Consider the following 25,842-nt stretch of genomic DNA (forward strand, 5'->3'; position numbering starts at 1 on the left):
TCCTAAAGAGAGGAGTGGTCATGGCTGCATTGATCAGAAAGAACCTCAAGATTTTGATTGAGAAAAGCCTCTATTGTTAACTCTATAGACATCGGCTTAACGCAGAGAACATCTATTCCTTGCGCTCGAAGCATTGCTGAAGCTCTTCCTCCGATACCCCCAGTAATAACCACATCCGCGCCTAAAGTTGCAATCCATTGAGGCATAGCCCCAGGCACATGTTCTCCTTTAGGTGTTGCATAAATCTTTCTTTCCACTTCTTTTTGATTTTCAACGTGAACAACAAGAAACTCCTCAACGTGTCCAAAGTGTTCAGATACGGTATCTCCATTTTTAGCGATAGCGATTTTCATGGGAAAGCTCCTTCATTATTTATTTTCTTCAAGTTCCGCCAAACGCTTTCTCATATTTTCCATTTCTTCCTCAAGCACTGATAATTCTTCTTGAAGCACATTTCGTTCTTCTTCTATGGAAGGTTCGTATCCCCAACCGGGATAAACTGGAGCCCCCCATCCTCCCATTCCACGACCGAAACCGAAGAAACGCCTTCCCCGACGTGGAAACCTTCTATAACCATATCCACCAAATCGGCAATAACCAAAACCGCGCCCTGTCATTGGACCTTGCCCTCGTGGTCCACTTCCATCATAACCAGGCATATATATCCCTCCTTATTGATAATGATTATCATTTGCATATATACTATTCTCTGATAAAATAATTGTCAAGCCCTATATTGAGAAGGAGTTTCCATTCTATGGAACACAATAAAAAGAAAAAGCGGCAAGATTTTTTTGATATCCTTAAAAAAGCTGGATTTCGCCTTACAAATCAGAGGCAGACGATTATAGACGTACTTATCGAAGGTGAAGCGGAGCATGGGAACATCCAGCTTATATGGGAAAAAGCCCACGAGAAAGATCCCTCCATAGGTATTGCTACCGTTTATAGAACGGTGGGGTTGCTCTCTGATATGGGACTGCTCTATCGTTTTTCTCTCGATGAAGGATTTGAACGTTTTGAACTTCCTTCTTCTTCCATACATTTTCATCTTTATTGCCGTTGCTGCGGAAAAGTGCTTCATCTTAAACATGAAAGGGAGAAAGAAGAAATTATCACGGAATGGCTTGGAGAGGCAGGATTTCAACCTATTCCGCAAAGCCTCGAGTTTGCTGGAATGTGTAGTGATTGCGCTTCTAAAGTAAAAGATCACAAAAAAATGAAAGACCTTCCGTGTACCCTGGAAGTGGAAGGCAGGGGGAGAGGAAGAGGGCGTTGTGGCCGTAGACAGGGGTGTTTCCGTCAACAGAATAACACGACACTGTAGAGGAGCTGATTTTTTCGGGCAGTTCCTTTGTTTTTACCCCAAATATTTCTCAAAATTCGTGAAATTATGCTAGTATAGTTACCACTCATTCTCCACTATTTTTTCTGCCCCTTACCTATTGCAGAAAGGGGAGATACATTGTGTTAGAAGAAAAAAACATAAGACTAGTGAAGATCCTGCTCGTGGAAAGAAAAGAAAAAGTGGAACAGGATATTTTTCAGAGTCTTAGAGAGTTGAAGATCCTCAATACTATTCATGTTGTTAGGAGTCGATATGAGGCTTTAGAGTACCTCCGCCAGGTTGGAAAGTATTGGGATAGGCCGAAACCTGATATTGTGATGGCAGATTGCGATCTTCCAGGCAATTGTTGTGAGGGACTTTTGTTTGAAATGCGTAACGATCCTGCTCTTTGCTATATCCCAATTCTTTTTATAACATCCCAGGGCGAATCCGTTCCCTTTGAAACGTCTGATTACATGGCGCGTTTTGTAGAAAAACCCTTTTCAGGAAGCAATATACTCGAAGCCCTGATGTCTTTTGACCGCTTTGGTATGGCTGTTGTTAAAGCAGAATAACAATACGTGGAGCGGGAACATAAAATTCCACTCCACGTGTCGTATCTTTCCACACCTGTGGTTAGTTTATCCACATTTTAAAGGATGCAAAGTCAGATTTTCTTTTCTGCAGGACTATGTATTATCTAATTTTTTTCTCGTGAAAGAGAAACTTTAAAATATTCTGCAATAAAACGAATCAGGTACTCGGTGACACCTTTGAGAATTTCTTCTCCCCATTCCCTGTTCGCGTCTTCTGGGGCATCTGTTCCTCCATAGGCGCCGCTTGATGTGACGTCCTTAACATCTCGAATAATCCTGACACTTCCTTTTTCGAAGGTAACGATGCTGATATGAGTATTTTGGAGGCTGTCACTTACATGGTGAATATTTGCGGGGAAAAAATCCTTCATGTTGACCCATTCAGGTTTCAAAGCCATCATTACCGATGTTTCCTGTCCTGCCCCGTGCCCACCTGCCCACTTTGCGTTCAGCTCACCGGCAAGAGTCCACCAGTCCACAATAGCGGCGAGTCCGCCCCTTTTATAGACAGCAAGGGCTGCCTTATCGAGAGAAGGTCCGTTCCCGCCATGGCCGTTAAGAAAAATCATTTTTTTAATGCCAGTGTCCATGAGGCTCATGGCGATGCGTGTCATTACTTCTGAAAGAATTTCAATGCCCATGTCAATTGTTCCTGGAAAGGAAGCATGGTAGGGACAAACCCCATAAGGCATGGTAGGAAGCACCATGATTTTATCCGGGTAGGCGGCTTCGACTCTCTTGGCAAATTCTTCGGGAATGAAGTAATCTGTACCAAGGGGAGCTAGGGGGCCATGTTGTTCAACGCTTCCGAGGGGTATGAGGGCAACAGTTTCTTCCGTAATTTTTTCTTCCAGCTTTTTCCAGGTAAGAGAAGCTAGATACATAGGGCACACTCCTTTATAAAAGCATGATATAAGTTTAGTATACTATAGGGGGACTGGATCCCAAAGCCCAACCGGGTCTTTTTTGGTTTGCACCAGGAAGTATGTTTTATAAAGAATTAGTGGATACATTAACATGTGCGCAGATGTTGTTTCGTAAGTTAAAAAAATTTTGAGGAAAAGATGGTATGAATGATGAATCTAATACTTATTAAAAACGGAGAGATATATAGCCCAGAATATTTGGGAAAAAGCGATCTTCTCATAGCGGGAGACTCTATTTTTTCTGTGGAGTCGTCAATTTCGGAAGATGCTGTCAAAAGCATTGCCCCTCACGCCATCATCATTGATGCCGGGGGAGCTCTTGTCGTTCCAGGATTTATTGATAGTCATGTTCATTTTAATGGTGCAGGTGGAGAAGGCGGTCCTCAATTTCGGACTCCTCCCCTTCAGCTGAGCAGTTTTATACGGGCAGGCATTACCACTGCGGCTGCGCCTCTGGGAACAGATGGTATTTCTCGGTCTTTAAGAGAGCTGCTTGCAAAAGCTCACTCCCTTGAAAATGAAGGCATCTCAACGTTTATCTATAGTGGTGCTTACGGTATGCCCTCTGTTACCATTACTGAGAATATCGTGTCTGATATTGTACTTATTGACAAAGTGATTGGCGTCAAAGTCGCTCTTTCGGATCATCGATCCTCTCATCCTACTGTGGAAGAGCTTAGACGGCTTATCTCCGATGCTCGTATTGGCGGTATGCTAGCTGGAAAAGCGGGCATCGTAGAGGCCCATATGGGGTCAGAAGACTGGGGGCTGGATATTATTGAGGAGGCTCTTTCAGGAACTCAAATCCCCAAAAGCCAGATTCTTCCCACCCATGTCAACAGAAATGAAAAGCTCTATGCTCAAACCCTGAACTATTGCAGCAACGGCGGCGTGGCCGATCTTACAACAAGTATGGGAAGTGGGGGGCATACTGTAAAGCCGAGTGAGGGGATAGGCCGCGCAGTAGCCCATCAAGTGTCTCTCTCTCGCCTTACTATGAGTACTGACGGAAATGGAAGCATGCCTGAATTCAACGCTGAAGGGGAACTCGTGAAAATGGGAATTGGGGAGCCCTTATCTCTGTTCGCTGAATTTAGAGACACTGTTCTTGAAGAGCGTATTCCCATGGAAGAGGCTCTATCGTTGGTAACGAAAAATGTAGCAGCACGCCTTAAACTTACTAAAAAAGGAAGACTTGTTCCTGGAGCTGATGGCGATGTGCTCATTATTTCTCCAGATACCTTGACCTTAGAGTATGTTATCGGAAAAGGCGTCCTTATGATGAAGGAAAGGTCTGTCATTAAAAAAGGAATTTTTGAAGAGGTATAATAAATAAAAAAGAAGAAGCCACGGAGGGTCTTTAGAGAAAAATAGCCCCGTGGCTTTTTCAATTTCAAATTCATTGAAAACCATTTAGCATATTGTGCCAAATTCAAGTCAACCATGGTTTGAATTTATGAATTCTATTGACAATTTAGAAAGCAGCCCTATAATTCTTTATGTTATAACTCAATATTATAATAGATATAATTTTTTAGGAGGAAGCTGCGCTGGTTATTGACACACATTTACATTCTGAAGAGTTTTCTTCCGATAGTTTTTTACCCATAGGAGAAGCAATTCAAAAGGGAAAGAGCATGGGGCTTGATGGAATTTGCGTTACAGACCACGAAAGTATGGGGATGCGCTCCTTTGCTCGCGAGCTTTCTGTAAAATATGATTTTCTTGTACTCGTAGGTCTTGAGCTCTTAACCTATGAAGGTGACCTTCTTGTTTTTGGACTTGAATCAGTCCCAGAGAAAAAAATGCATGCATCTGACGCTCTCGAACTCGTGAACCGGCAGGGCGGTGTAGCTGTAAGTGCCCATCCTTTTCGTGATAACGGGCGAGGCATGGGGAATTTTATCCGCTCTCTTCCTGGTCTCAGTGGCATAGAAGCTTTCAACGGGAGTACTCGTCTTACCCATAATTTTAAAGCTCATGCCCTTGCAAATGAACTTGAGCTCCCTCGTCTTGGCGGAAGCGATGCCCATTTTGTCGAGCGAGTGGGACTATATGCAACGGCTTTTCCTGGAATTATACAAAACGAAAATGATTTTATAGGGGCTATTCGTACGGGGAATGTTTACCCTGTTGTTTATGATGTGAATCGGTTCGTCAAAGTTTAAAAGAAATAGGCAATCCAAATAACAGCGGTCATTATGGCTGCACTTACCGGGGCTACAAAAAGATTATCCAGTTCAAATCTAAAAATTCCCTCAGTGAAAAGCGTAGCGAGCCCTCCCCAAAGGAGTATAAGCCACGGAATCTGGGCTTCTGGCACCATGAGGCCATAAATAAAACTACCAAGTAAAGCTCCAGCAAGACACGCCAGGCTTCCCTCAAGGGTCTTTCCCTCAAACCATTTCAGTTTTCCCCAGCGCTTTCCCACCAAAACAGCCCAGGCATCTCCTATAGTAGCCATGACTATAGCCTGCACTGATGCGGGGTCTGGGAAAAGGGAAGCGACAAAAGCGCCGAGGAGATAACATGTTGTCCCTGATATGGATTTTTTTCTTCTTTCATAACTGGCAGGAGCAATAGTTTTAAACAACCGCCCTAAAATAGGAACGTAACTGACGGTCTTTTCGCTGATAAATGCTATGGCAGTGGCGACCATAAGGGATTTGTTTAGGGCTCCTGGCCCCCATAAGGGGTAGATGATACACGGGAATATTAAGCCGCAGTACCTGAACATTTTTCTACGGGCAAGAGGATTGCGGAAAGCCTTTATAAATGAAGGTATTTCTTTTGCCAAGGTGAAACGCCAGTTTATGACGAACCAAATGCCCACAGGAATAAGGGAAAGAACGCCCCAAAGGTGGGTTTCAGCGTGAACAAACCCAAGGAACATGCCGAAAAGCCAACCTATGTAGGCGCAAAGAAAAGGAGCGCTATAAAGGGTCAGCCACAAAGTGATGGCAGCGAAAAGGCCTGCTGCCATCTCTAAAGGAAGCAACACAAAGGAAACGCCCCCTAACAAAATTGCTGATCCTATCATTTTTTCTCTTCCTCTTCAGTGTCAGTAAGAGTTCCCGGTTTTATCGCAACGGATATTCTTGCAGCGTGACGAAACGAAATCCTTTTTTTTGGAGTATAGGGATAACCTTGATCAATCCTTCCGCCGTGTCGCTTTCTGGTTGGTTCATATGACATAGTATGATGTCTCCTGCCTTTGCCTGGAGGAGTTTTTTCATAATTGCATCTTCTGATAAGGTCGCTCCTTCATCACCAGCAATGGAGTATCCAACAACGTTGTATCCGAGATCTTCAATAAGTGCAAGAGCTACTTCGTCATAATAATTTGTACCGGAACGAAAGAAGCGAGGTTGCCGATTCGTCACCTTCTCTATTATTACCGTTGCGTCAGAAACTTCTCTCATAACTTCTTCTACGCTGCCTGTTCCCGGTATGCCGTAAGCGGATCGGCCGGAAACAGAGCAGGGGCAGTGGTTCATACCGTGATTTTCTATTTCGAAAAGCGGAGATGATGCCAGTTCTTTGGCAATTTCTTCGTTGGCGTTTATCCACCGCCCTGTAATAAAAAGAGTTGCTGGAATATGATGTTTGCGAAGCCAGTTTATAAGCTTTTTATCAAAGCCGTTTCCCCTTTTTCCTCCGCAGGCATCAAGGGTAAGGGCAATAACAGGCTCTTGGGTATTAAGACGGGTTCTGACCCCTGGAATGTCCTCTCCCCATAATTGGGGAGTGGCTGGGGAAGGAGCGAATGCGTGGCCAATTCCCCCCGCGAAACACCAGCTCCAGATACATGTCAATGTAAAGAGGAATGAAAAGATTTGTCTTATCATAATTATGCCAAAGCGATCTCCTTTTCAAGATAGACATTTTGTACATTTTGAATGATATGAATGCCTTCTCTGAAGGGGCGTTGAAAAGCCTTTCTACCAAGAATGAGCCCCATGCCTCCTCCTCTTTTGTTGATGACCGCTGTCTTTACCGCTTCTTTCAAATCGTCAGTGCCCATAGAAGCTCCGCCGGAACTGATAAGTCCAACGCGCCCCATGTAACAATTGGCGACCTGATAGCGAAGGAGGTCGATGGGATGTTCGGGGACAAGCTTTTCATATACTTCAGAGGATGTTTTTCCAAAATGCAGATCACGGAATCCTCCATTAACGACAGGAAGCTTCTGTTTTACAATATCCGCTTCGATGGTCGCACCTAAGTAGTTTGCCTGCCCTGTGAGGTCGGCGGCGAGATGATAGTCTTTTTCTTTCGTTTTAAAAGCCTTGTTTCGAAGATAGCACCAAAGAATGGTTGCCATACCCATTTCATGGGCCATATGAAAAGCCATAGAAACTTCCTGGATTTGCCGCCGTGACTCAGGGCTTCCAAAGTAGATAGTAGCTCCTACAGCTAAAGCTCCCATATCCTGAGCCTGTTTAACAGAAGCAAAAAGAACCTGATCGTATGTGTTGGGATAAGAGAGAAGTTCATTATGGTTAATTTTAAGAATAAAAGGAATGCGATGGGCATATTTTCTTGCCATAGAGCCAAGAACGCCAAGGGTACTCGCCACAGCGCTGCACTCAGCTTCAATAGCGAGCTTCACTATGTGTTCAGGGTCAAAATAAATAGGGTTGAGAGCAAAGCTTGCTCCCGCAGAGTGTTCCACTCCCTGATCCACAGGAAGAATGGAAAGATATCCTGTTCCTCCTAGCCGGCCTGTGTTAAAAAGCGTTTGTAACGAGCGTAATACAGGAATCGGACGGTCTGTTTCTGCGGAAAGGCGATCAACGAAATTAGCTGCCGGGGGGATAAGCATTTCCGATGGGATTCCCCAGCACGTGTAGTTGAGAAGAGAGTCCCCATCGTCTCCAAGAATCTCTTTTATTTCTTCAAGATACTGCGACATGGTCTATCCCTTCTTTCTTGGTTGATAGATATATCACAACTATCGTACCATACGTTATACTCAGAATGTAAAATTTGAAAGGGGTGAAGTTGCTTCATGAAAAACATCGGATTTATTGGTCTTGGAGTTATGGGGGCCAGTATGGCTGGTCATTTGCTCAAGGCAGGTTATTCCCTCCATGTTTACAATAGAACCCGGGTAAAAGCGGAAAAACTGATTGAACAGGGAGCCTCTTGGGAAGAAGACGTGCCATCTTTAGCCTCTAAGTGTGACAGTATTATTACTATGGTCGGTTTCCCCCGTGATGTCGAAGAGATCTATCTGGGACAGAGAGGTCTTATTGAAAATGCGCGGACGGGAACCTATCTGATAGATATGACAACTTCCAGTCCGGAGCTGGCAGCGCGAATCTATGTTGCCTCTAAAAAGAGAGGGCTTAAGGCATTGGATGCTCCTGTTTCAGGAGGGGATAAGGGCGCAAGGGAAGGGACCCTTTCTGTTATGGTGGGAGGTGACCCTGAAGATTTCGATGAAGTTCGACCTCTTTTTGAAGTGATGGGCAAGAACATTGTCTATCAAGGGGAGGCCGGAAGCGGACAACATACAAAAATGGCCAATCAGATTGCTATAGCTTCAAATATGATAGGAGTCTGTGAAGCTATTTCTTACGCCATTAAGGCGGGGCTCGACCCCGATAAAGTATTGGCTAGCATTGCTCAGGGGGCTGCAGGAAGCTGGTCTCTTTCAAATCTTGCTCCAAGGATGATCGCAGGAAATTTCGATCCTGGTTTTTATGTGAAACATTTTATTAAAGATATGAAAATAGCCCTTGAATCTGCAGATAGGATGGGGTTGGATACCCCCGGCTTGGAAATGGCTCTTTCCATGTATAAAAAATTAGCCCTTCATGGGCATGATAACGAAGGAACTCAGGCCTTATTCAGACTTTACAGTGCTCAAAAGGATTAAAAGATGAGGGGCAGTTTTCAAAGACTGCCCCCTATATTTATATATTTTAATGTTAGGGCATTTCCCGTATTTTATTAAGTTGGTTTACTCGCTCTATAGCCCGATCCATTAAGGCCATATGATTGACGATCACTCGCTCATGACGGGCAGTGAGGGTTACTCCGATGGCATCGGAGGCTGTAATCTCAAAGAAGAGACGGTTCCCTTCTATGGATGTTAGAGTAGCCTTGAATTCAACGGTAACACCTAACATAGACGTTGCTTCGTGAATTACTTCAATAGATTTACCAACGGTGATGTATCCTTCCGGCAGAAAATGATCCACTGCCTTGATACATGCTCCAACAATGGCCTGAACACAGGCCGGAGTAGAAAGAAGCTGGTTGAGATGGATGTTCATATTACCAACAGTATCATCAATTTCGACAGTTTTCTTGATTGTGGCGGTAAGACCGGGTTGAAGAATATCTTTCACATTGAACATTGTCAGCCCCCCTTTAATCACTAATGTTATATTATTTTAACACTTGAGGACTATATAGACAAAGGGAGTGATAACGTGGCAATAGTTCTTGCCGTATGTATAAGCTCCAAGAGAAGTAGTCCGAAAAGGACTGTGGAAAAAGCTTTTTTTGCTTCTGGCGGAATAGAAGGTGATTCACATTTTGGGTTCAATGAAAGAGAAGTCAGCCTCCTTCGCCGCGAAGACGTAGAAAAAACAGAGCAACAGGCAAATATCCTTTTCCCCCCGGGATCCCTCGCAGAAAATTTGCTTGTAAAAGGTCTTCCGGAAGACCTTTCCCCTGGTACTATTCTCGCCATCGGGCCTACTGTGAAACTTGAAGTTATAGAAAAAGGGAAAAAACCAGGAGAACCCCATACCTATGACTATAAGGGCTGGTGTTTGCTTCCCATATGGGGTTATTTTCTCAGAGTTGTGCAGGGGGGAGAAGTTGTCCCTGGGGATCGTGTTTCTTTTTTAGAGACGAATTAGCAGGGAACAAAACCGGCTTGAAATATCCGCCATCTACCCTCTCGTGGGGGGAAAAATTGGTCTTTAGCTTTTTAAAGACCCTTCGATCTCGTTTATTTTTTCTTCAAATCCATAGATGGTGGGGTCAATATCATCTACTGTCTGATTGAGCATTTGCATACTTTTAAAATAATATCCCTCAGGCAAATGATTAGCATACCGTTTGATTTTAAGAAGAGATTGCAGATAGTTTCGTTCATACGGGGCGATCAGCTGAGCGGCAAAGAGGGCTTCCGGCCGTTCTTCAGCAAAAAAGAGACGAGCCATTTCAAGATTTTCATCCGCGCTCATTTCTTCATACCATATATCGGCCAGCAAGGTCCGGAATCGTTTTCGCTGTTGAGGTCTCACCATACGGCGCATGGCCCTGTCGATACGATTGAGGCCTTGCCTTAACTCGGTTCTTAGAATGAAGGGGTCGATTTCTGGCAGAGAAAACCTGCTGATATAGTCAGCTTCCTCATTAATGTGAACTTCCCTCCGCAAGAGAGCTCCCCATGCTGGTCTTAGGGAAACAGTTGCAGCTTCAGGAGGGATGGAAAGCAGTTTCTTGAATTCATCTCCAGTGTCGTAACCTCTATGTTCACAAGGAGACTTGGATAGCCACGTAACGTAGCCTGTATCAAAAAGGCCCTTTCTTCCAGCCCTTCCTGCCATTTGAAGAAATTCATTCTTGCTAATAGGGGCATTATCGTGGAACTGCACCAGTTGGGCAAAAATAACAGATTCTGCTGGCAGGTTGACGCCTAAGGCCAGGGCATTTGTCCCAACAACTACATCAAGGATTCGTTCCCGGAAAGCTGATTCCACTAAGAGCTTTTCTTTTGGCAGCATGCTTCCATGATAGATGCCTATGCCGCAGAGAAGGGGCATTTGCACTTTAGGAACATCTAGGATCGTTGCAAGTTCATAAAGGCGGCTGCGCTGTTCTCTGGGCAGCCGGCGTCGGGTTCTGGCGATGGTATAGGCCAAATCCATAGTCCCCCGCTGAGAGAAGACAAATACAAGGGCGTCGTGAACAGAAAAAAGTTGAGCGGGTTTTTTGGGAACATACACCAGATCAGTGACCCGTTCCTGGCTTTCATAGACTGTAAAAGACCGCTCAGTGATGGTTTCGAGATAACGCCCAATGACTCCAGGCTGACTAAAGGTAGCGGACATGACAAGAATTGATGTTGTTGGGGCTGTTCCTCTTATGCCGTCAATATAGGTTCGCGCACGGTCAGGGTCTTCAAAAATATAATGAAATTCATCTATAATCAGTTTTTGATGGGGTTCTTTTGTATATTTGAGCGTATAGATCTCCTGGGTACAGCAAATAATGGGTGCCTCTTCGTTTCTTTTAAAATCCCCCGTTTCTATTCCTACGTCAAAACCCATGCGCCTCAGGTCCATGTAGCGCTCGTTGCTCAGAGCCTTTATGGGAGCTGTAAATATAATGCGAGAAATGCCCTCCGGCATCTGGGCTTTGCCTTCCGTTGTGAGCAAGCCAGCCCAAAGATAGGCAACAAGAGTTTTCCCTGCTCCCGTAGGCGCAGAGAGAACGGCATTCTTTTCATAAATTTTTTTATACGCTTTCAGTTGCCAATTATAAAAGGAGCGCTCCATCCTTTACCTCTTTTTAAAAAATATATGTTCCGTACTTATTATATATGAGCTGCCTTCCTTTAAGGAAGGCAGCTCATATAGGGCCTTTATCTTTGGGCTTTATCCCATCGACGGGCAAATCCCTGGGTAATTCTGTCAATGGCTATGGCCATAATAACAATACTGATGCCAGCTTCAAATCCTCGGCCAACGTCGATGCGGTTGATGGAAAGCAGAACTTCCTGACCAAGGCCCCTTGCTCCGATCATTGAAGCAACGACCACCATAGAAAGGGCCATCATAGTTGTCTGGTTTACACCGGCCATAATGGTAGGCATAGCTAAAGGCACCCGGACTTCTTTTAAAAGCTGCCACTTTGTCGCTCCATAAGCTATAGCAGCTTCTTGGGCAGGTTGAGGCACCTGCTTCAGCCCCAGATTCGTCAAGCGAATCACTGGAGGCAGAGAGTAAATAAGCGTGGCAAGAACAGCCGGAACCTTACCAAGACCAAAGAACATCATGGCCGGAATAAGATACACAAAGCTTGGCATTGTCTGCATAGCGTCCAGGATTGGCTTTACAATTGGTTCCACTCCCTTTGCTTCTGCCATGAGAATCCCAACTGGAATACCAATAAGAAGAGAGAGGAATACAGAGGCTATGACGATTGCAAGAGTTCCCATAGCCAGCTTCCAGAGACCAAAGCTTCCAATAAGAATTAGACTCAGAGGCAGTATAATCGTTGTACTAAGGCATCGTGTTGCCTTCCACGCGAGAAAAGCAACAAAGATAATGTAAAACCACCACGGAATAATATGCAACAGGTTTTCTGTTTTTAATAGCATAGCAAGGATTCCGTTAGAAATGCTGTCGAAAGTGGGAGCCATCGCCTGAAGAAGCCAGTTCACCCCATTATTTACGTGACTTGCTATATGAAATTCAAGATTCTCTGGAAATATGATCCATCACTCCTTCGCCAGGTATTTCATCCATGCTTTCCCCGTTAACAAATGCGCCTTCATCAGCCATCTGGATCTGACGCCGTTTATCCTGAACAAAACGGGCCACATACTCGTCAGCTGGGTTGGCAAGGATTTGAGCGGGAGCTCCCATTTGGACGATGGTTCCGTTTTTCATGACGGCCATTCGGTCTCCCATGCGCATGGCTTCATCAAGGTCGTGGGTAACAAAGAAAATTGTCTTCTTCAATTCTTTTTGCAGGCGGATCAATTCATCCTGCATTTCACGACGGATCAGAGGGTCAAGGCCACTGAACGGCTCATCCATGAGAAGGATAGGCGTATCCATCACAAGAGCCCTGGCTATGCCTACCCGTTGCCTCATCCCACCGCTGAGGGAGCTGGGATAATAGTTCTCCCACCCTTTAAGGCCAACTCTCTCGAGAGCGACGTTTGATCGTTCTCGCCGTTCTTTTTCTGATATCCCTTGAAGTTTAAGTCCGAACTCCACGTTATCTATAATGGTTTTATGGGGCAACAGACCGTAATGCTGAAAAACCATGGCTATCTGTTTGCGTCGAAACTCTGTCAGATCTTTTTTAGGGAGAGAGCTTACTTCTTGCCCATTGACCCATATTTCTCCAGATGTAGGTTCAATAAGGCGAATAACGCATCGAATCAGTGTAGACTTTCCGCTTCCCGAAAGTCCCATAATAACGAAAACCTCGCCTTGACGGGCTGCAAGAGAAACGCCCCTTACTGCTACAACAGCATCTTCAGATTTATCGAGCTCTGTAATGAGATCACCATTTTCAACGTCTATGTCAATATCCTTTTTTGTATAGACCTTCCACAGGTCTTTTATTTCTAATGCTTTTGAGGCTTTCGTTGTATGGATCAATCTTTTATCACTTCCTTCTCTAGGGCCTTCTCAATCTTTGCGATAACGGATTCATCCTCTATCCAACCCTTCCATTCCTCAGAATAGTTTTTAAGAAACCATACTGCCGCTTGTTCTGCATCGACCACTCTTGTTTTCATGTAGGCAAGGGTTTTGTTATTTTGCTCGAGAGTGGTGGTATATTTTTTGAAGACCTCTGTGATTTCAGGGTTTTCGCGAGCAAACTTTGTGTTGGCGATGATGAGAACTTTCACAGAAGGAAAATCACAGCCGCGGGTTGTTTCCCAAATATCTTTTTTGTAAGGCGGTTCCTCAAGTTTGACCATATTGTACATACCCATAACTTCTGTCGGTTCCCAATAATAGGCTAGAACAGGTTTGCCTCTTTCGTAGGCGGAAGCTATGGCGGTAGCTAAGGACGTTTGGGAGCCCGGATCGAAAGCTGTGTAATTTTTATCCAGCCTGTACGCTATTACTTTTTCTGTATTAATAGAGCTGACTTTCCATCCGGCGGGACCGTTGTAAAGACGACCTTTATTAGGTTCCTCCGGGTCTTTGAAAAGCTCCCAATACTTAGGAAGATCGTAAACGCTTTTAAGATCAGGGGCAGTAGCCTCAATGCCTCTTTCAGCATCTCCTTCTACCATATAGCGGGGAACATACCATCCTTGAGGGGCATCAGGAAAATTCATGCCGAGGCTCGTAACGTTTCCCTTTTTCTGGGCTTCTTCCCACCATTCATGTACATTATCGGCCCATAACTCCATAGAAATATCGGCATCGCCCCGTTCTATTCCCATAAGGCCGGGAAGAGATTCAGCAAACATATAATCTACATTTTTCCCGTACCCGTGGACAATAATGTAGCCCGCGATTCGATTGTGTACCTGTACACTATCCCAGCTGAAATCAATAAAGGTTATAGGCCGGGCAGCTTCTGCCGCTATCGCACCTAAAAACATAGTAGACAGTGCACAAAGGGTAATTATGATTTGTTTTTTCAAGAGATGAGTTTTCATTTAAACTCCTGCCTCCTTTAGAAATGTAAAAAATTAAACATCAGAACAAATTCTGACAGTGGTGCCTTAGACGCACAAAAAGCAAAAGGAAAGGGAGTTTCTCAAGGCTCCCATTGGTGAGAAACGTCTTCTAACTTTTGAACTCTTTCTTTAAGGAGTCTAATTTCTTCCTGAAGTTGCGGTAAGGATATTGACGAGACTCGAGATTTTTCTCGAGCAGCAGCGATTTCTTCCCGAACGATGGGATTTCGATAAAGGGTAGAGCGGGCTATGCCCAATTTTCGCGCAACTGCTTTAAAATCAATATGCTGTTGTGACATTAACAGCTCTTCAAGGGCTGTGTGAACAGCTTCTATAAGCTCTTTTCTCTCTTTTTTTGTAGTTTGTTTATCGCTCAGACCTAGCACCTTCCTCCTTTTATAGTGTATTCGATGCGTCAAAAGTGCTACAAAAGTAGCGGGGAAATAATAACACGGTATGGAAATGACGTCAAGACAAATTGCTCGAATTTACAAAAATGAAGTTCATTTTTAACGATTTTTGTCCCTTTCTTTCACTGAGAATTCATTATATGATCAAAAAATATCACAAATATCCAATAAAAAGTTAGGGAGGAAGATAACAATGGAATGTAAATGGAAGATTACGGCTACGGAAGAGTCTCCTCACCCACATGAAGAATGGGTGTTGATCTATTCTATTATTCCTTCTGAAGAAGAAAAAAAGGGAGGGGACAAGCCCCGTATTGTTTGGCAGCAGATAGGTGATGAACTGACAGATCTTGCTGTAGAATATGATTTGCCTTTTGAAGTGGTAACCGAGTATCTTAAAAAAACGGAAAAGCATGTTAATAGATATGTTTCTCTCTTCATAATGGAAAATTAAATATAAAGGAGTCTGGCGCCGGTGAAGGGTTCTATGGAAAAAATATTAACAGATCTTTTGCGGGATGCAGGGGAAATTATTATGGAACAGCGTGATACTCAAATTGCCTCTCGCAGGTCAATGTCGGATTATACGACGGTTACTGATGTGAGAGTAGAGGCCTTCATTACTCAACATCTTCAGAAATATTTTCCTGAGAGTGTCATTATTGGGGAGGAGTTTTCGTCATCACGCAATTCCCTCCAGTTGAAAGGGAGTGCTTTTGTTCTTGATCCTATTGACGGAACAGTGAACTTTTTCCATGGATATCCTGCTTTTGCCATTTCTCTTGCCTATGTGGAGAACTATTCCATACGACAGGCATATATTTATGATCCAGCGAATGGCGAATTCTTTTTTGCCGCTAAAAATGAAGGGGCCTTTTTGAATGACTCTTTCATTTCGGTTTCACAAGCGAGAACCCTTTCAGAAAGTCTTATAGGTTTTGGAACAGCTTACAACAAAGAGCTCGGTAAAAAAGAAATAGAGATCGTTACAAAAATATATGAACGTTGTCATGATGTCAGACGGCGGGGGGCAGCTTCCCTGGATGTCGCTTATGTTGCCTGCGGCCGTCTTGACGGATATCTTGAAATGGAATTGAAGCCCTGGGACTTTTATGCGGGCCTTCTTATTTTGGAAGAGGCAGGAGGAAAGGCCTGCAACTGGAAAGGTTTACCTATTCAGGACCTTGTTAATCAGAACCTTCTTTGTACTAATAATCTAATACATCAGGAGTTGTTCAATCTTGTAAGGGAATTATAAATGAAAGTAATTTTTGACATGTCTTTTTGGGCAAAAAAACTAGCATTCCTTAAGTAGAGTGTGTTACAGTTAGTGGGAACATTTCACTAAAGGTTTTCTTTTCAAGTTTATATATTTTTTCTTCCGGGGGGATCTGTGCGGTGCCACTTTCAAATGCACTTCAGGTTTTGGGGGGCGTAGGGCTCTTTTTGTTTGGCATCAAACTAATGAGCGATGCCCTGCAGGACTTAGCAGGCGATAGAATGCGACAATTGGTGGGATCCCTTACGAGCACACCTGTTCGTGGGGTCCTTATAGGTACGTTAGTGACAGTTCTTATCCAAAGCAGTAGCGGAACGACTATTATGACCGTTAGTTTTGTGCATGCTGGCCTTATGACCTTAAAACAAGCAGTGGGAGTGATCATGGGGGCTAATATCGGCACCACTGTGATTGCCCAGGTTATAGCTTTTAAGATAAAGAATTTTGCCCTCCCAGTCATTGGTATAGGAATGCTTTTTGCTGTTTTCGGGAAATCTAAGCGGCAAAAATATATAGGCAATGGATTGGTTGGGTTCGGCCTTCTTTTTCTAGGTATGCAAACAATGGAAGGGGCTATGGATTTCCTTCAGGGACGGAAAGACCTTTTTATGATGTTCAGCCGAAGCCCTCTTCTTGGTGTTCTTGTAGGAACCCTTGTGACAATGGTTGTTCAGGCGAGTTCAGCGACAATAGGTCTTACTATTGCCATGGCCAGTCAGGGACTTTTATCCCTGGATGCGGCTGTCCCCATACTCCTTGGTGATAACATTGGTACAACGATTACGGCAGTCATTGCTTCTTTAGGATCAAACAGGTCTGCCAAACAAGCGGCGGCGGCACACGTTATGTTCAATGTTATCGGTGTGGTCATATTTATGACCATACTACCAATTTTTAAGACGGTCATCTCTATGACGTCATCGGATATCGCGAGACAGCTTGCCAATGCCCACACCCTCTTCAACGTAACGAACACCCTCATTTTCCTTCCCTTTACATCAGTCTTTGTCAAATTGATTCAAGCTATTGTCCCAGGAAAAAGCAGCGCTATCAATGTTGGCCCCCAGTTTCTTGACCCTAAGCTCGTTACAGCTTCCCCAGCGGCAGCAATAGACGCGATAAAAAAAGAAATTTCCCACATGGGTGCCATCGCTCTCTCCATGTTGCAGGATGTTAAAAACGCTTTTGTCAATGACGACCCGAAGATGATCGATCAGGTGAATGAATCAGAAAAGATCTTGAATGAGCTGACCCATGCCATTGCGAAGTATTCGGCTGAAATATGGCAGGAAAGCATTTCAAGTGAATTGTCAGTTGTCCTTTCCGCTTACGTTAATGGCATTAGCGATATAGAACGGGTTGGAGACCACTGCCAAAACCTTATAGAGCTCTATGACTATAAAGTTGAACATAGATTAACCTTTTCCCCTGTCGCTATGCAGGAGTTCCAAGACATGTTCAATACTGTATTCAGGTCTGTTACATTAAGCCTGGAGTCGGTAGCAGAAGAGGACGTGAGTAAAGCTCATGAGGTCATAGATGTTTTGGAAGTAGAAGTTGACCGTAAGGAAAAGACCCTTCGAAAGAGTCATATTCGCCGATTGAACAGGGGGGAATGCAACCCCTCCGCGGGAGTTATTTTTATTGATATTCTCAGCAACCTCGAGCGAATTGGGGACCACGCCCATAATTTATCCTTCATTGCCCTGGATATAGCAAAAACCCATCGCTAGAACTCTTTTTTGGGGCTTCCTAGGGAGCCCCAAATTTTCTTTCCCTTCCATTCTAACGGGATGCTGTTATTATGGTACGGGGACGGCTGCAGCCCCGGGGATGCAAATTCGGGGGTATTCCCGGGGAGTCTCCTTTTTCATTCTTGGGTTCCGATATGAACTTCTCCAGAAAGCAGGGTTTCTGTAGAACCATCGCTGTGCTGAACGATAAGCCGCCCGATGTTATCGATATCAATAGCCTTGGCAGAGAGGCGTCCCTTTGTTGTTTCGTATGTGATATGTTGTCCAATAAGATTTGAGAGTGCTCGACAGATGCGAAGATACTCTGGGTGTTCCTTTCCTTCCAAAAATTCCTTATAAAGGGGCTCAAAAGAGTTGAGAACGGCAGCCATCAGTTTTTTTCTGTTCCATGTTTCACCTTTCTCAATACGAACAGATGTTGCTACGGACGCTACATCGTCAGGAAAATGAGGAGTATTTACGTTAATGCCGATGCCAATGACAATATGATTGATGTGATCCAATTCGCAGCTCATTTCTGTTAAGATGCCGCAGACCTTTTTCTCTGAAAGAAGCACGTCGTTTGGCCATTTGATCTGAGGAGATAGACCGAGGCTTTCCAGTGCTTTTGCCACAGCGGCTGCTCCAATCTGGGTAATTGATGCCGCAAGGGCTGGTGAAACTTTCGGGCGGAGAATAAGGGACATCTGAATGGCCCATTCCGGTGAAGAGAACCATGAACGTCCTGAGCGGCCTCGCCCTGCCGTCTGATGTTCAGCTACAATAACCGTTCCTTCAGCGGTCCCTTCCCGTGCGTATTTCCTGGCTTCAATATTTGTGGATGGCACCTCTCTGAAATGAATAATAGGGTGGCCTAGAACTTCTGTCGTCAGAAGAGGTTCAACTTCATATTCATTCAGGAGGTCAGGAACATCTATAAGGCGATACCCTTTTCGAGCTGAAGAATCGATAGTGTATCCTTCCTCTCGAAGCTGGTTGATATGTTTCCACACGGCTGTTCGGCTTACTCCCAGCTGTTCACAGAGATCCTGACCTGAAACGTAGGTTCCCTGAGTCTGTTTCAATATATTGATGATGTGTTTTTTCAAAAGGATCTCTCCCTCAATATTTATAATAGTTTTTTAGCGGAATATCGAATGCCAATAGCTCCTAATGGAGCTGTAACAAGTATAGATAATACAGCTATAGCTAAAATAACATCTCCTGACTCGACCCCTAATGATAGAGGTATTGCCCCCATGGCTGCTTGTACAGTAGCTTTTGGAGAATAGGAAATGATACAAAAGAGTCGTTCTTTCCAATTGAAATTCGTTCCTACAAGAGAAAAAAGAACGCCGATACTTCTACCAATCAATCCAGTTCCAATTATAGCAATACCTACTCCCCCTGCTTTAAATGCCAATGTTACGTCTACTTGGGCGCCAACAAGAACAAAAAGCAAGATTTCGGCGAAAATCCATATTTTGTTAAGTTTTTGGGCTAAGCGTTCTCCAATTTTATTAAATCAAGCATGGAAGGAACAACCACGGCGGGAGATACTGCAGAAAGAATAAAACCAAGTATTCCGCCTTGAATTAAGGAAAAACCTAATAATTTTACTGATATAAATGCTATGGTTGCTCCTTCGAACAAACCAGGCAGACAACTCATCTTTAAAGCTATGATCCCATTTTGTTTCAAGTCGTCTCTATTTATTCCCAATCCTGCACGTAACAAAATAATAATGAGGGCGATTCTTCTTAAATCGCTTGAAGCATTTAAAAGCTCAGGTTGAAGCCAGTCCAGACCATACGGGCCTATAGCTATTCCTAAAAGCAAGGTGCCCAATAAACCAGGCATTTTCAAAGTTTCAAAAATTTTATTTGTTGGCAGGGCAAATAGTAAAATAATAGCAAGACTAAAAGCCATAATAAAACACCCTTTCACATGGAATACAAAAATGACTCCTACAAGCATTAATACTTGTAGGAGTCATCAGCTTTCGCATTTATAGTATTTATGGTGAACCCCATCACCCGCTATTTATTTTGAGAATAGATTATCACGAACAAACATTTTATAACACTTTAGCCGTAAATGCCAGAAATATACTCCGCGGTTCGGCTATCGCAAGGATTTTCAAAAAGATCTTTTGTGGGGCCTGCTTCAATAATTTCTCCGTCAAGTATGAAAAACGTCCGATGTGAAATACGACGTGCCTGAAAAAGATTATGGGTAACGATGATAATAGAATATTGCTGACATAGAGCACGAAGCATCATCTCTATATTTTGCGTGTTCTTAACGTCAAGGGAAGAACATGGTTCATCCAAAAGCAGTATTTCCGGTTCTACAGCGAGAGCTCGTGCAATACAGAGTCTCTGTTGCTGTCCCCCTGAAAGGAGAGTTGCGTTCATCGACAAACTATCTTTGACTTCTTCAAAAAGCCCTACATCCTCAAGTTTGTTACGAATTATGACGTCAAGGTTTTTACTCTTTTTTTTCGAGCCGTATCCATAATAACGTAAAGGATACGCCATATTGTCGTAAATAGAGAAAGGAAAGGGCGTAGGTGATTGAAAGACCATGCCGATACGACGGCGCACTTCTTCAGGACTTAGCGTAAAAGTATCCTCTCCATCAAGACGAATCTGCCCGCTCAGAGTCACCCCTCGTTCATCCTCTACAAGACGATTGAGGCTTTTAAGAAATGTGGATTTTCCACATCCTGAAGGGCCGATAATGGCTGTAATTTGATGAGGATAGATATTTGCGTTGATGTTTTTAAGAATCTTTTTATTGTTGAAAGCGACAGCAAGCTGATGAATTTCAAGAATAGAGGACATTTTACCTCTCCTTTCTACACATATTTATAACAAGGGGCACTACGTTGAGAATAAGTAGAAGAACAATAAGCACGAGAGCGGTTCCATATGCTTTGGAAATCGAAATCCCCTGTCCTACAAGAATATAAAGATGGTTGGACAGAGCCATTGCTGGAGAAAAAACGGAACGCGGGGATGGTGCGAAGAGAACGGCTCCTGTAAAGAGAATAGGGGCTGTTGCACCCATGGCAAAACTTCCTCCGAGAGCTATGGTTTTGGCAATGTCGTCCATACACCCCGGAAGAATCAGATGAAAAAGTGTCCACGTTTTTGTAATGCCCAAACTGATTGAAGCCTGCGTAATATTATTAGGAAATTCCAAAAGAGTTTTTTCAACTCGAACCTCAATAAAGGGAAAGATCATAATTCCAAGAATAAGCCCTCCAGACAAGAGAGACACGCCAAAACCAAGTGTAACGACAAAGAACGTATAGCCAAATAGCCCCAGGATAATCGAGGGTATTCCCGCCATTGAATGGATTAAAAAATGGCAAAGAGATACAATCCATGTTGTTTTAGCATAAAAGGCGAGAAAAATTGCTGTAGGAAGAGCCAAAAAGGAGCCGAATGCGCAAGCAATTGTAGTAAACCAGAAACTTCCCACAATAGCTGGCCAGATTCCTCCTTCTACACCTAAAGGAAAACCCTGTGGCGTGTTTGTAAGGAAAGAAAGAGAAAGTTCCCTTCCTCCTTGAATAAAAATATATCCAAAAAGAACGCACAAAGATGCTATAACAAAAAATGCACTTGAAAAAAGCCATAGTCGAAGGGGAAATAGAGAAGCCTTCCCTTTATCGTTTACCATTTTATCCCCTCATCAATGTGCTTGCGAATAAAAAAGAAAAAGGAATTAAAGGTAAAGAGCACAAGCATAAGAATTAATCCAGCTGCGAAAAGCGCTTGATAGTGTAAGCTGCCAACGACAGCTCCCCCCATTTCCAGAGCAATGAGAGCGGGGATCGTCTCAGCCTTGCGAAAAAGATGGGGAAATATGGGGCTGTTTCCAATAACCATCATAACTGCCATCGTTTCTCCCATAGCTCTTGAAAGGGAAAGAATCAGCGCAGCAAAAATAGCTTTTTTGGCTGTAGGAATAACTAAATAACGCATCATGTGCCATTTTGAGACACTCAGGGCTCGTGATGCCCGTTCATAATGATGAAGAACTTTAATCATAGATTCATAGCATGTGGAGACGACATAGGGCAAAATCATGATGGCTAAAAGAATTCCACCGGCGAGCACAGACTCTCCGGAAGACCACGAAAAGTGGGTCTCAAAAAATTTTACAATAATCATAAGGCCTGCAAAACCATAGACAACAGACGGGATACCGGCCATGAGATCAATAAGAGGGAGAAGTAACCATTGAATTTTTGGGGGAGCTAAAACCGATAGAATAATAGCCATTCCGACCCCGATAGGAAGAGCAATAGCTGTTGCAAGAAGGGAAACATAAACAGTGGCGAATATCATCGGCAGAAGGCCAAAAGCAGGCGGGTCGGCCATAGGATTCCATCGTGACCCCGTTAAAAAATGAAGAAGTGGCGTCTTCTGAAAAAACATAAAACTTTCTTTTGCAATAAAAAGAAATATAAAGAATAAGAAAGAAACAGCCAGCAACGTAAGGGCCTTGCAAGCCCATACGAAAATCAATTCTTTTTTCACGTTTCCGAAATCCTCCTCGAATAGCTATGAAAAAGGCCGGAGAGGATTCTCCCCGGCCTTGAGCAAACCTTAATCAAAGGTATACCCTACTTTGCAGGTACGAACCCCATCTGTTCCACTATTTTCATGCCCTCAGCAGAAAGCAACTCATCAATAAACGCTTTTTCTATAGGGGACATATTTCCTTTCTTGACGACAAGAAGTGGTCGTGACACATAATATGTTCCATCGAGAATGTTTTCAACGGTAGGCTCCACTCCATCGACTTTGAGAGGGACAATTTCTCCCTTGTGCACATTAACCATGCCAAAAGAAGCATAACCGATGGCATTTTTATTTTCTATAACTTTTGTGACAAGGGCGCCCATCGAGGGAGATTGAATAGCGCTAGGAGTTACATCCACTTTTTTCATAACGCTCTTCTGGAACACTTCGTGAGCCCCGCCGCCAATGTCTCGAATAACGACGACAATTTCTTCTTTTGCCAACGCAGGATCAAGATTATTCCACGTTCTATATTCGCCACTAAAAATCTTAACTAATTCATCCTTGGTGAGGTTGGGTTTTACCTGGCATACTTTGTTGTCAGGATTAACCGAAATGGTCAGAGCGTCTGTTCCAATATGAAACTCGTGGTAATCTCCGATAGCTTTTTTTTCTTCTTCTTTAACGGTACGTGCTGTCATCCCAAAATTACTTGTCCCGTCAAGAACGGCCTTTACTCCTTCTCCGGAACCGCCCCCAGAGACAAAAATTTCAATTTTGGCGTCAGGAAGAGAGGCATCAATTTTATTCCACGTGCCGTATTTTTCCATAAACTGCTGTGCCACTTGTGAAATAACAGGAGCAAGGGTAGATGATCCTTTAAAGAAAATCTGACCGTCTGCAGCGATAGCAAGCTGACTTCCTGCAATAACAAGACTCATAATCATGATAGAAGCGAATAAAAAACGGAAAAACCTATGCAATTATAACTACCTCCTATAAGTTGTATGCCAATAATTTATGTCCGAACATTGTAACCTGTAAAAGAATTTTTGTCTATGTGGTCGTAATAATGTCGAATATAATAAAGTAGAAAAGGCAAATTAACGAAAGGAGTGTTTCTCTATGCGCATTTGCATCGCGGGACTTGGAGGTGTGGGCGGCTACTTTGGAGGCCGCCTTGCAGTTGCCTATGAAACATCAGCTGAACATGAAATCTCTTTCCTTTGCCGGGGAGAACATATGAACCGCATTAGGGAAAAGGGACTTGTAGTTACAACCCCCCGGGAAACATTTGTCGCTCACCCCCGTGTAGTTTCAGATTCGCCAGCAGAAATAGGTTGTGTTGACGTACTCTTTTTCGCAGTCAAGGGATATGACTTGCAGGCCTTTGCCAAGGCTGCCCGTCCTCTATGCCATAATCAGACCCTTCTAATTCCTCTTGGAAATGGCGTAGATAATGCGGATATCCTTTGTAAAGAAAAAATTCCAGGCATTCTTTTCAATGGTTGCGTTTACATTTCTGCCTTTATTGCCTCCCCCGGCGAAATTCGCCAGGTTGGAGGAAATTGTAAAATGATTGTAGGTCCCGTGAATGACCACATCGAGAAACATCGTTCCTTTGAAAAAGTGATGAAAGAAGGAGGCATTCTTTTCGAACTCACTCCAGAAATTGACTTGGCTGTCTGGACAAAATTTATTTTCATGAGCCCTATGGCCGCGGTAACAACCCTCAAGAGAGCGTCTTTTGGGGAGGTTCTTTCTCAAAAGAGAACCCGAGACATGGTATTAAATCTCATGAAAGAGGTTGAATCCCTTGCTCAGAAAAGGGGGATAGCCCTCCCTGGAAATATTGTTGAGGTATCTCTTGAGAAGGCTCAATCTTTCCCGCCAGAAACTCGTTCTTCTATGGAGCTCGATGCCTCAAAGGGGCGTCCTACAGAACTTGAAACTTTTGTAGGTGCTGTGGTTCGTCTTGCAGAAGATGCAGGGATCTCCGTGCCTCTTTATGAGAAGGTTTACAAGGCGCTCCTGCAAGAATAGAGGAGGAACAGATAGCCAGAGCGGAAGACAGGGGTTGTTCCCACTCAGGAAACGATACGCTGGTGGGGTGTAGGAGGGAGGCCTCTGCCGCAATTGTGCCTCATGCATCTATCCTGCCTGTTCTTTTGCAGCGAAACCCCGCTAGCTTTCCTGGCTCCATCCGGGGATATAAAGTTTTTTTTCAAGAAGAGAAAGAAGCCAACTGGCTAAGGTTACCATTATGAGATATATAACGCCGACAACGGTAAAGACAAGAGTATATCTGAAGGAACGGGACGCTACAATCTTCCCGGCGCCGGTCAGTTCTATGTACGTGAGCATGTAGGCGAGAGAGGAATACTTGATAAGATAGATCATCTCGTTAGAACAGCCAGGGATAGCCCGTCGAAAGGCCTGAGGAAGAATAATATTCAGGATGGCTTGCCATTTCGTCATGCCCAGAGCCTGAGCGGCAATGAGCTGTCCACCTTTAACGGACTGTATGGCTCCTCGTATATACTCTGAGTTATAAGCTCCATTGCAGATAATAAAACCCAATACAGAAGCAGCAAAGGGACTTAAAGTGATGCCAAAAGAGGGAAGGCCGAAATAGAGCATAAAAAGAAGAATCAAAAGAGGCGTTCCCTTAAAAAAAATAACATAGAGTCTGCAGAGGAATGAAATAGTGTTGTTCCCGTACACCCGTCCTATGGCTATGACAGTACCTGCAGCTATTCCAAAAGGAATAGACACCACAATGAGTTTTAAAGTCATGATTATGCCTGTCAGCAATGCTGGCAGCACATCCTGCTGAATAAAAAGCAGATCATTCATTGCTCTTCCCCAGTTCTCCGTAAAGATCCATCAATTTGCGAAGGAACTGACGGGTTCGTTCGTATTGAGGGGTATTAAGCAATTTGTCGGGAGACCCGCTTTCAAGAATTCTGCCTTCTTCCATAAACATAATTTCGTTTGCTACAGAACAGGCAAAACCCATTTCGTGGGTTACCACTAGCATTGTCATTCCGCCTTTAGCGAGATTGCGCATAACTTCAAGTACTTCTCCAATAAGCTCTGGGTCAAGGGCAGATGTAGGTTCATCGAAAAGCATAACATCAGGATCCATGGCTAAAGCTCTGGCTATAGAGACTCTCTGGGCTTGCCCTCCGGAAAGCTGGGTGGGATAGTGATCAGCAAAAGCCGCCATACCTACACGCTCAAGTTCCAGCATTGCTTTTTCCCGGGCATGTTTTTTATCCATGCCTTTTACTTTTAAAAGAGCAATTTCCACATTACGAAGGGCTGTCAGGTGATCAAAAAGGTAGAAGTTTTGAAAGACCATCCCCATTTTCTGGCGTAAGACGTTGATACTTTTCTTCGAATGAGTAACCTCTTCGCCGTGAAGCCAGATCTGGCCAGAATCAGGAATGGTAAGCTGATTGATGCAGCGAAGCAACGTGCTTTTGCCCGTTCCTGAAGGACCAATAAAGACCTTGGTCTCACCTTTGCGAACGGTGAAGGAAATCCCTCTTAAAACTTCAACGCCGCCGTAGGATTTATGAATATCCTCAACTCGCAAAATAATGTCCTTTGTTTTATCACTCATT

31 protein-coding genes and 1 riboswitch are annotated in these 25,842 nt (G+C 43.8%); of the genes, 10 read left to right on the plus strand and 21 right to left on the minus strand.

Going from position 1 to position 25,842, the window contains the following annotated elements; genetic code table 11:
* Nucleotides 1-2: 2 nt before the first annotated feature.
* Nucleotides 3-353, minus strand: a complete 351-nt coding sequence (locus AMICO_RS00085; protein ID WP_013047433.1) for a NifB/NifX family molybdenum-iron cluster-binding protein — start codon at nt 351-353, stop codon at nt 3-5.
* Nucleotides 354-368: 15 nt separating this feature from the next.
* On the minus strand, nt 369-659 hold the full coding sequence (locus AMICO_RS00090; RefSeq protein WP_013047434.1) for a DUF5320 domain-containing protein: 291 nt from the start codon (nt 657-659) through the stop codon (nt 369-371).
* Nucleotides 660-757: 98 nt separating this feature from the next.
* On the opposite strand from AMICO_RS00090, the gene AMICO_RS00095 reads away from it, so the two are divergent.
* Nucleotides 758-1,327 (plus strand): Fur family transcriptional regulator, encoded by a 570-nt coding sequence (locus AMICO_RS00095; RefSeq protein ID WP_013047435.1) that lies wholly within the window; start codon nt 758-760, stop codon nt 1,325-1,327.
* Between the two features lie 140 nt (nt 1,328-1,467).
* Nucleotides 1,468-1,902 carry a response regulator gene (locus AMICO_RS00100; protein WP_013047436.1) on the plus strand — a complete coding sequence of 145 codons (435 nt, stop codon included), beginning with the start codon at nt 1,468-1,470 and terminating at the stop codon, nt 1,900-1,902.
* Nucleotides 1,903-2,027: 125 nt separating this feature from the next.
* On the opposite strand, the gene AMICO_RS00105 is transcribed toward AMICO_RS00100, so the two are convergent.
* Nucleotides 2,028-2,807, minus strand: coding sequence for a creatininase family protein (locus tag AMICO_RS00105; protein ID WP_013047437.1), 780 nt, complete (start codon nt 2,805-2,807; stop codon nt 2,028-2,030).
* Nucleotides 2,808-2,996: 189 nt separating this feature from the next.
* Between AMICO_RS00105 and iadA the strand changes: the two genes are divergently transcribed.
* The gene (gene iadA / locus AMICO_RS00110; RefSeq protein ID WP_013047438.1) at nt 2,997-4,178 is read left to right on the plus strand and encodes a beta-aspartyl-peptidase; all 1,182 of its coding nucleotides are present in this window, start codon (nt 2,997-2,999) and stop codon (nt 4,176-4,178) included.
* 227 nt (nt 4,179-4,405) lie between these two features.
* A complete protein-coding gene (locus tag AMICO_RS00115) occupies nt 4,406-5,017 on the plus strand; it encodes a PHP domain-containing protein (protein ID WP_274531985.1) in 612 nt (203 codons plus the stop codon).
* On the opposite strand, the gene AMICO_RS00120 is transcribed toward AMICO_RS00115, so the two are convergent.
* Genes AMICO_RS00120 through AMICO_RS00130 form a run of 3 tightly spaced genes read right to left on the minus strand, consistent with a single transcriptional unit; the run spans nt 5,014 to nt 7,764 of the window.
* Nucleotides 5,014-5,889: a diacylglycerol/polyprenol kinase family protein gene (locus AMICO_RS00120; protein ID WP_013047440.1), complete on the minus strand. Its 876-nt coding sequence runs from the start codon at nt 5,887-5,889 to the stop codon at nt 5,014-5,016. The genes AMICO_RS00115 and AMICO_RS00120 overlap by 4 nt on opposite strands.
* A 40-nt stretch (nt 5,890-5,929) precedes the next feature.
* Nucleotides 5,930-6,697 carry a polysaccharide deacetylase family protein gene (locus AMICO_RS00125; protein WP_013047441.1) on the minus strand — a complete coding sequence of 256 codons (768 nt, stop codon included), beginning with the start codon at nt 6,695-6,697 and terminating at the stop codon, nt 5,930-5,932.
* Nucleotides 6,698-6,699: 2 nt separating this feature from the next.
* Complete coding sequence (locus AMICO_RS00130; RefSeq protein WP_013047442.1) at nt 6,700-7,764, minus strand: class I fructose-bisphosphate aldolase; 1,065 nt, start codon at nt 7,762-7,764, stop codon at nt 6,700-6,702.
* Nucleotides 7,765-7,860: 96 nt separating this feature from the next.
* On the opposite strand from AMICO_RS00130, the gene AMICO_RS00135 reads away from it, so the two are divergent.
* Nucleotides 7,861-8,733 carry an NAD(P)-dependent oxidoreductase gene (locus AMICO_RS00135; protein ID WP_013047443.1) on the plus strand — a complete coding sequence of 291 codons (873 nt, stop codon included), beginning with the start codon at nt 7,861-7,863 and terminating at the stop codon, nt 8,731-8,733.
* Nucleotides 8,734-8,785: 52 nt separating this feature from the next.
* Here the strand turns inward: AMICO_RS00135 and AMICO_RS00140 are convergent, their stop codons facing one another.
* Complete coding sequence (locus AMICO_RS00140; RefSeq protein WP_013047444.1) at nt 8,786-9,217, minus strand: thioesterase family protein; 432 nt, start codon at nt 9,215-9,217, stop codon at nt 8,786-8,788.
* A gap of 75 nt (nt 9,218-9,292) precedes the next feature.
* On the opposite strand from AMICO_RS00140, the gene AMICO_RS00145 reads away from it, so the two are divergent.
* Nucleotides 9,293-9,727: an MOSC domain-containing protein gene (locus AMICO_RS00145; RefSeq protein WP_013047445.1), complete on the plus strand. Its 435-nt coding sequence runs from the start codon at nt 9,293-9,295 to the stop codon at nt 9,725-9,727.
* 63 nt (nt 9,728-9,790) lie between these two features.
* Here AMICO_RS00145 and AMICO_RS00150 read toward each other — a convergent pair whose 3' ends face one another.
* From AMICO_RS00150 to AMICO_RS00170, 5 genes are all read right to left on the minus strand, one after another.
* Nucleotides 9,791-11,374: a DEAD/DEAH box helicase gene (locus AMICO_RS00150; protein WP_013047446.1), complete on the minus strand. Its 1,584-nt coding sequence runs from the start codon at nt 11,372-11,374 to the stop codon at nt 9,791-9,793.
* Between the two features lie 86 nt (nt 11,375-11,460).
* A complete protein-coding gene (locus tag AMICO_RS00155) occupies nt 11,461-12,261 on the minus strand; it encodes an ABC transporter permease (protein ID WP_244392411.1) in 801 nt (266 codons plus the stop codon).
* 31 nt (nt 12,262-12,292) lie between these two features.
* Entirely contained in the window at nt 12,293-13,213 is a 921-nt protein-coding gene (locus AMICO_RS00160; RefSeq protein WP_013047448.1) for a betaine/proline/choline family ABC transporter ATP-binding protein, read from the minus strand.
* Nucleotides 13,210-14,232 carry an ABC transporter substrate-binding protein gene (locus AMICO_RS00165; protein WP_013047449.1) on the minus strand — a complete coding sequence of 341 codons (1,023 nt, stop codon included), beginning with the start codon at nt 14,230-14,232 and terminating at the stop codon, nt 13,210-13,212. Before AMICO_RS00165 ends, AMICO_RS00160 begins: the two co-directional genes overlap by 4 nt.
* A gap of 101 nt (nt 14,233-14,333) precedes the next feature.
* On the minus strand, nt 14,334-14,639 hold the full coding sequence (locus tag AMICO_RS00170) for a DUF6262 family protein (RefSeq protein ID WP_013047450.1): 306 nt from the start codon (nt 14,637-14,639) through the stop codon (nt 14,334-14,336).
* Between the two features lie 217 nt (nt 14,640-14,856).
* On the opposite strand from AMICO_RS00170, the gene AMICO_RS00175 reads away from it, so the two are divergent.
* The 3 genes from AMICO_RS00175 to AMICO_RS00185 all read left to right on the plus strand — a co-directional run bounded on the left by AMICO_RS00175 (nt 14,857) and on the right by AMICO_RS00185 (nt 17,675).
* Nucleotides 14,857-15,117, plus strand: coding sequence for a hypothetical protein (locus AMICO_RS00175; RefSeq protein ID WP_013047451.1), 261 nt, complete (start codon nt 14,857-14,859; stop codon nt 15,115-15,117).
* 21 nt (nt 15,118-15,138) lie between these two features.
* Nucleotides 15,139-15,921: an inositol monophosphatase family protein gene (locus AMICO_RS00180; RefSeq protein ID WP_013047452.1), complete on the plus strand. Its 783-nt coding sequence runs from the start codon at nt 15,139-15,141 to the stop codon at nt 15,919-15,921.
* 140 nt (nt 15,922-16,061) lie between these two features.
* Nucleotides 16,062-17,675, plus strand: coding sequence for a Na/Pi cotransporter family protein (locus tag AMICO_RS00185; RefSeq protein WP_013047453.1), 1,614 nt, complete (start codon nt 16,062-16,064; stop codon nt 17,673-17,675).
* 137 nt (nt 17,676-17,812) lie between these two features.
* Here AMICO_RS00185 and AMICO_RS00190 read toward each other — a convergent pair whose 3' ends face one another.
* From AMICO_RS00190 to AMICO_RS00215, 7 genes are all read right to left on the minus strand, one after another.
* Complete coding sequence (locus tag AMICO_RS00190) at nt 17,813-18,784, minus strand: biotin--[acetyl-CoA-carboxylase] ligase (protein ID WP_013047454.1); 972 nt, start codon at nt 18,782-18,784, stop codon at nt 17,813-17,815.
* Nucleotides 18,785-18,804: 20 nt separating this feature from the next.
* The gene (locus tag AMICO_RS10215; protein WP_244392413.1) at nt 18,805-19,137 is read right to left on the minus strand and encodes a cation:proton antiporter domain-containing protein; all 333 of its coding nucleotides are present in this window, start codon (nt 19,135-19,137) and stop codon (nt 18,805-18,807) included.
* A 38-nt stretch (nt 19,138-19,175) separates the two neighbouring features.
* Nucleotides 19,176-19,652, minus strand: coding sequence for a cation:proton antiporter domain-containing protein (locus AMICO_RS10220; RefSeq protein ID WP_211204280.1), 477 nt, complete (start codon nt 19,650-19,652; stop codon nt 19,176-19,178).
* 2 nt (nt 19,653-19,654) lie between these two features.
* Nucleotides 19,655-19,721: riboswitch (Fluoride riboswitch) on the minus strand.
* A 41-nt stretch (nt 19,722-19,762) separates the two neighbouring features.
* On the minus strand, nt 19,763-20,521 hold the full coding sequence (locus AMICO_RS00200) for a phosphate ABC transporter ATP-binding protein (RefSeq protein WP_013047455.1): 759 nt from the start codon (nt 20,519-20,521) through the stop codon (nt 19,763-19,765).
* A 1-nt stretch (nt 20,522) separates the two neighbouring features.
* Nucleotides 20,523-21,365 carry a PstA family ABC transporter permease gene (locus AMICO_RS00205; protein WP_013047456.1) on the minus strand — a complete coding sequence of 281 codons (843 nt, stop codon included), beginning with the start codon at nt 21,363-21,365 and terminating at the stop codon, nt 20,523-20,525.
* Nucleotides 21,359-22,228 (minus strand): phosphate ABC transporter permease subunit PstC, encoded by an 870-nt coding sequence (pstC, locus tag AMICO_RS00210; RefSeq protein ID WP_013047457.1) that lies wholly within the window; start codon nt 22,226-22,228, stop codon nt 21,359-21,361. The genes AMICO_RS00205 and pstC overlap by 7 nt, the downstream gene beginning before the upstream one ends.
* A gap of 86 nt (nt 22,229-22,314) precedes the next feature.
* The gene (locus tag AMICO_RS00215; RefSeq protein ID WP_013047458.1) at nt 22,315-23,196 is read right to left on the minus strand and encodes a phosphate ABC transporter substrate-binding protein; all 882 of its coding nucleotides are present in this window, start codon (nt 23,194-23,196) and stop codon (nt 22,315-22,317) included.
* A 142-nt stretch (nt 23,197-23,338) separates the two neighbouring features.
* On the opposite strand from AMICO_RS00215, the gene AMICO_RS00220 reads away from it, so the two are divergent.
* Entirely contained in the window at nt 23,339-24,256 is a 918-nt protein-coding gene (locus AMICO_RS00220) for a ketopantoate reductase family protein (RefSeq protein ID WP_013047459.1), read from the plus strand.
* Nucleotides 24,257-24,397: 141 nt separating this feature from the next.
* Here AMICO_RS00220 and AMICO_RS00225 read toward each other — a convergent pair whose 3' ends face one another.
* Both AMICO_RS00225 and AMICO_RS00230 read right to left on the minus strand, forming a co-directional pair.
* The gene (locus AMICO_RS00225; RefSeq protein WP_013047460.1) at nt 24,398-25,069 is read right to left on the minus strand and encodes an amino acid ABC transporter permease; all 672 of its coding nucleotides are present in this window, start codon (nt 25,067-25,069) and stop codon (nt 24,398-24,400) included.
* Nucleotides 25,062-25,841, minus strand: a complete 780-nt coding sequence (locus AMICO_RS00230; protein WP_013047461.1) for an amino acid ABC transporter ATP-binding protein — start codon at nt 25,839-25,841, stop codon at nt 25,062-25,064. The genes AMICO_RS00225 and AMICO_RS00230 overlap by 8 nt, the downstream gene beginning before the upstream one ends.
* Between the last annotated feature and the right edge of the window lies 1 nt (nt 25,842).

It is taken from the genome of Aminobacterium colombiense DSM 12261 (assembly GCF_000025885.1).
In the GTDB taxonomy this organism is placed as follows: Bacteria; Synergistota; Synergistia; order Synergistales; family Aminobacteriaceae; genus Aminobacterium; species Aminobacterium colombiense.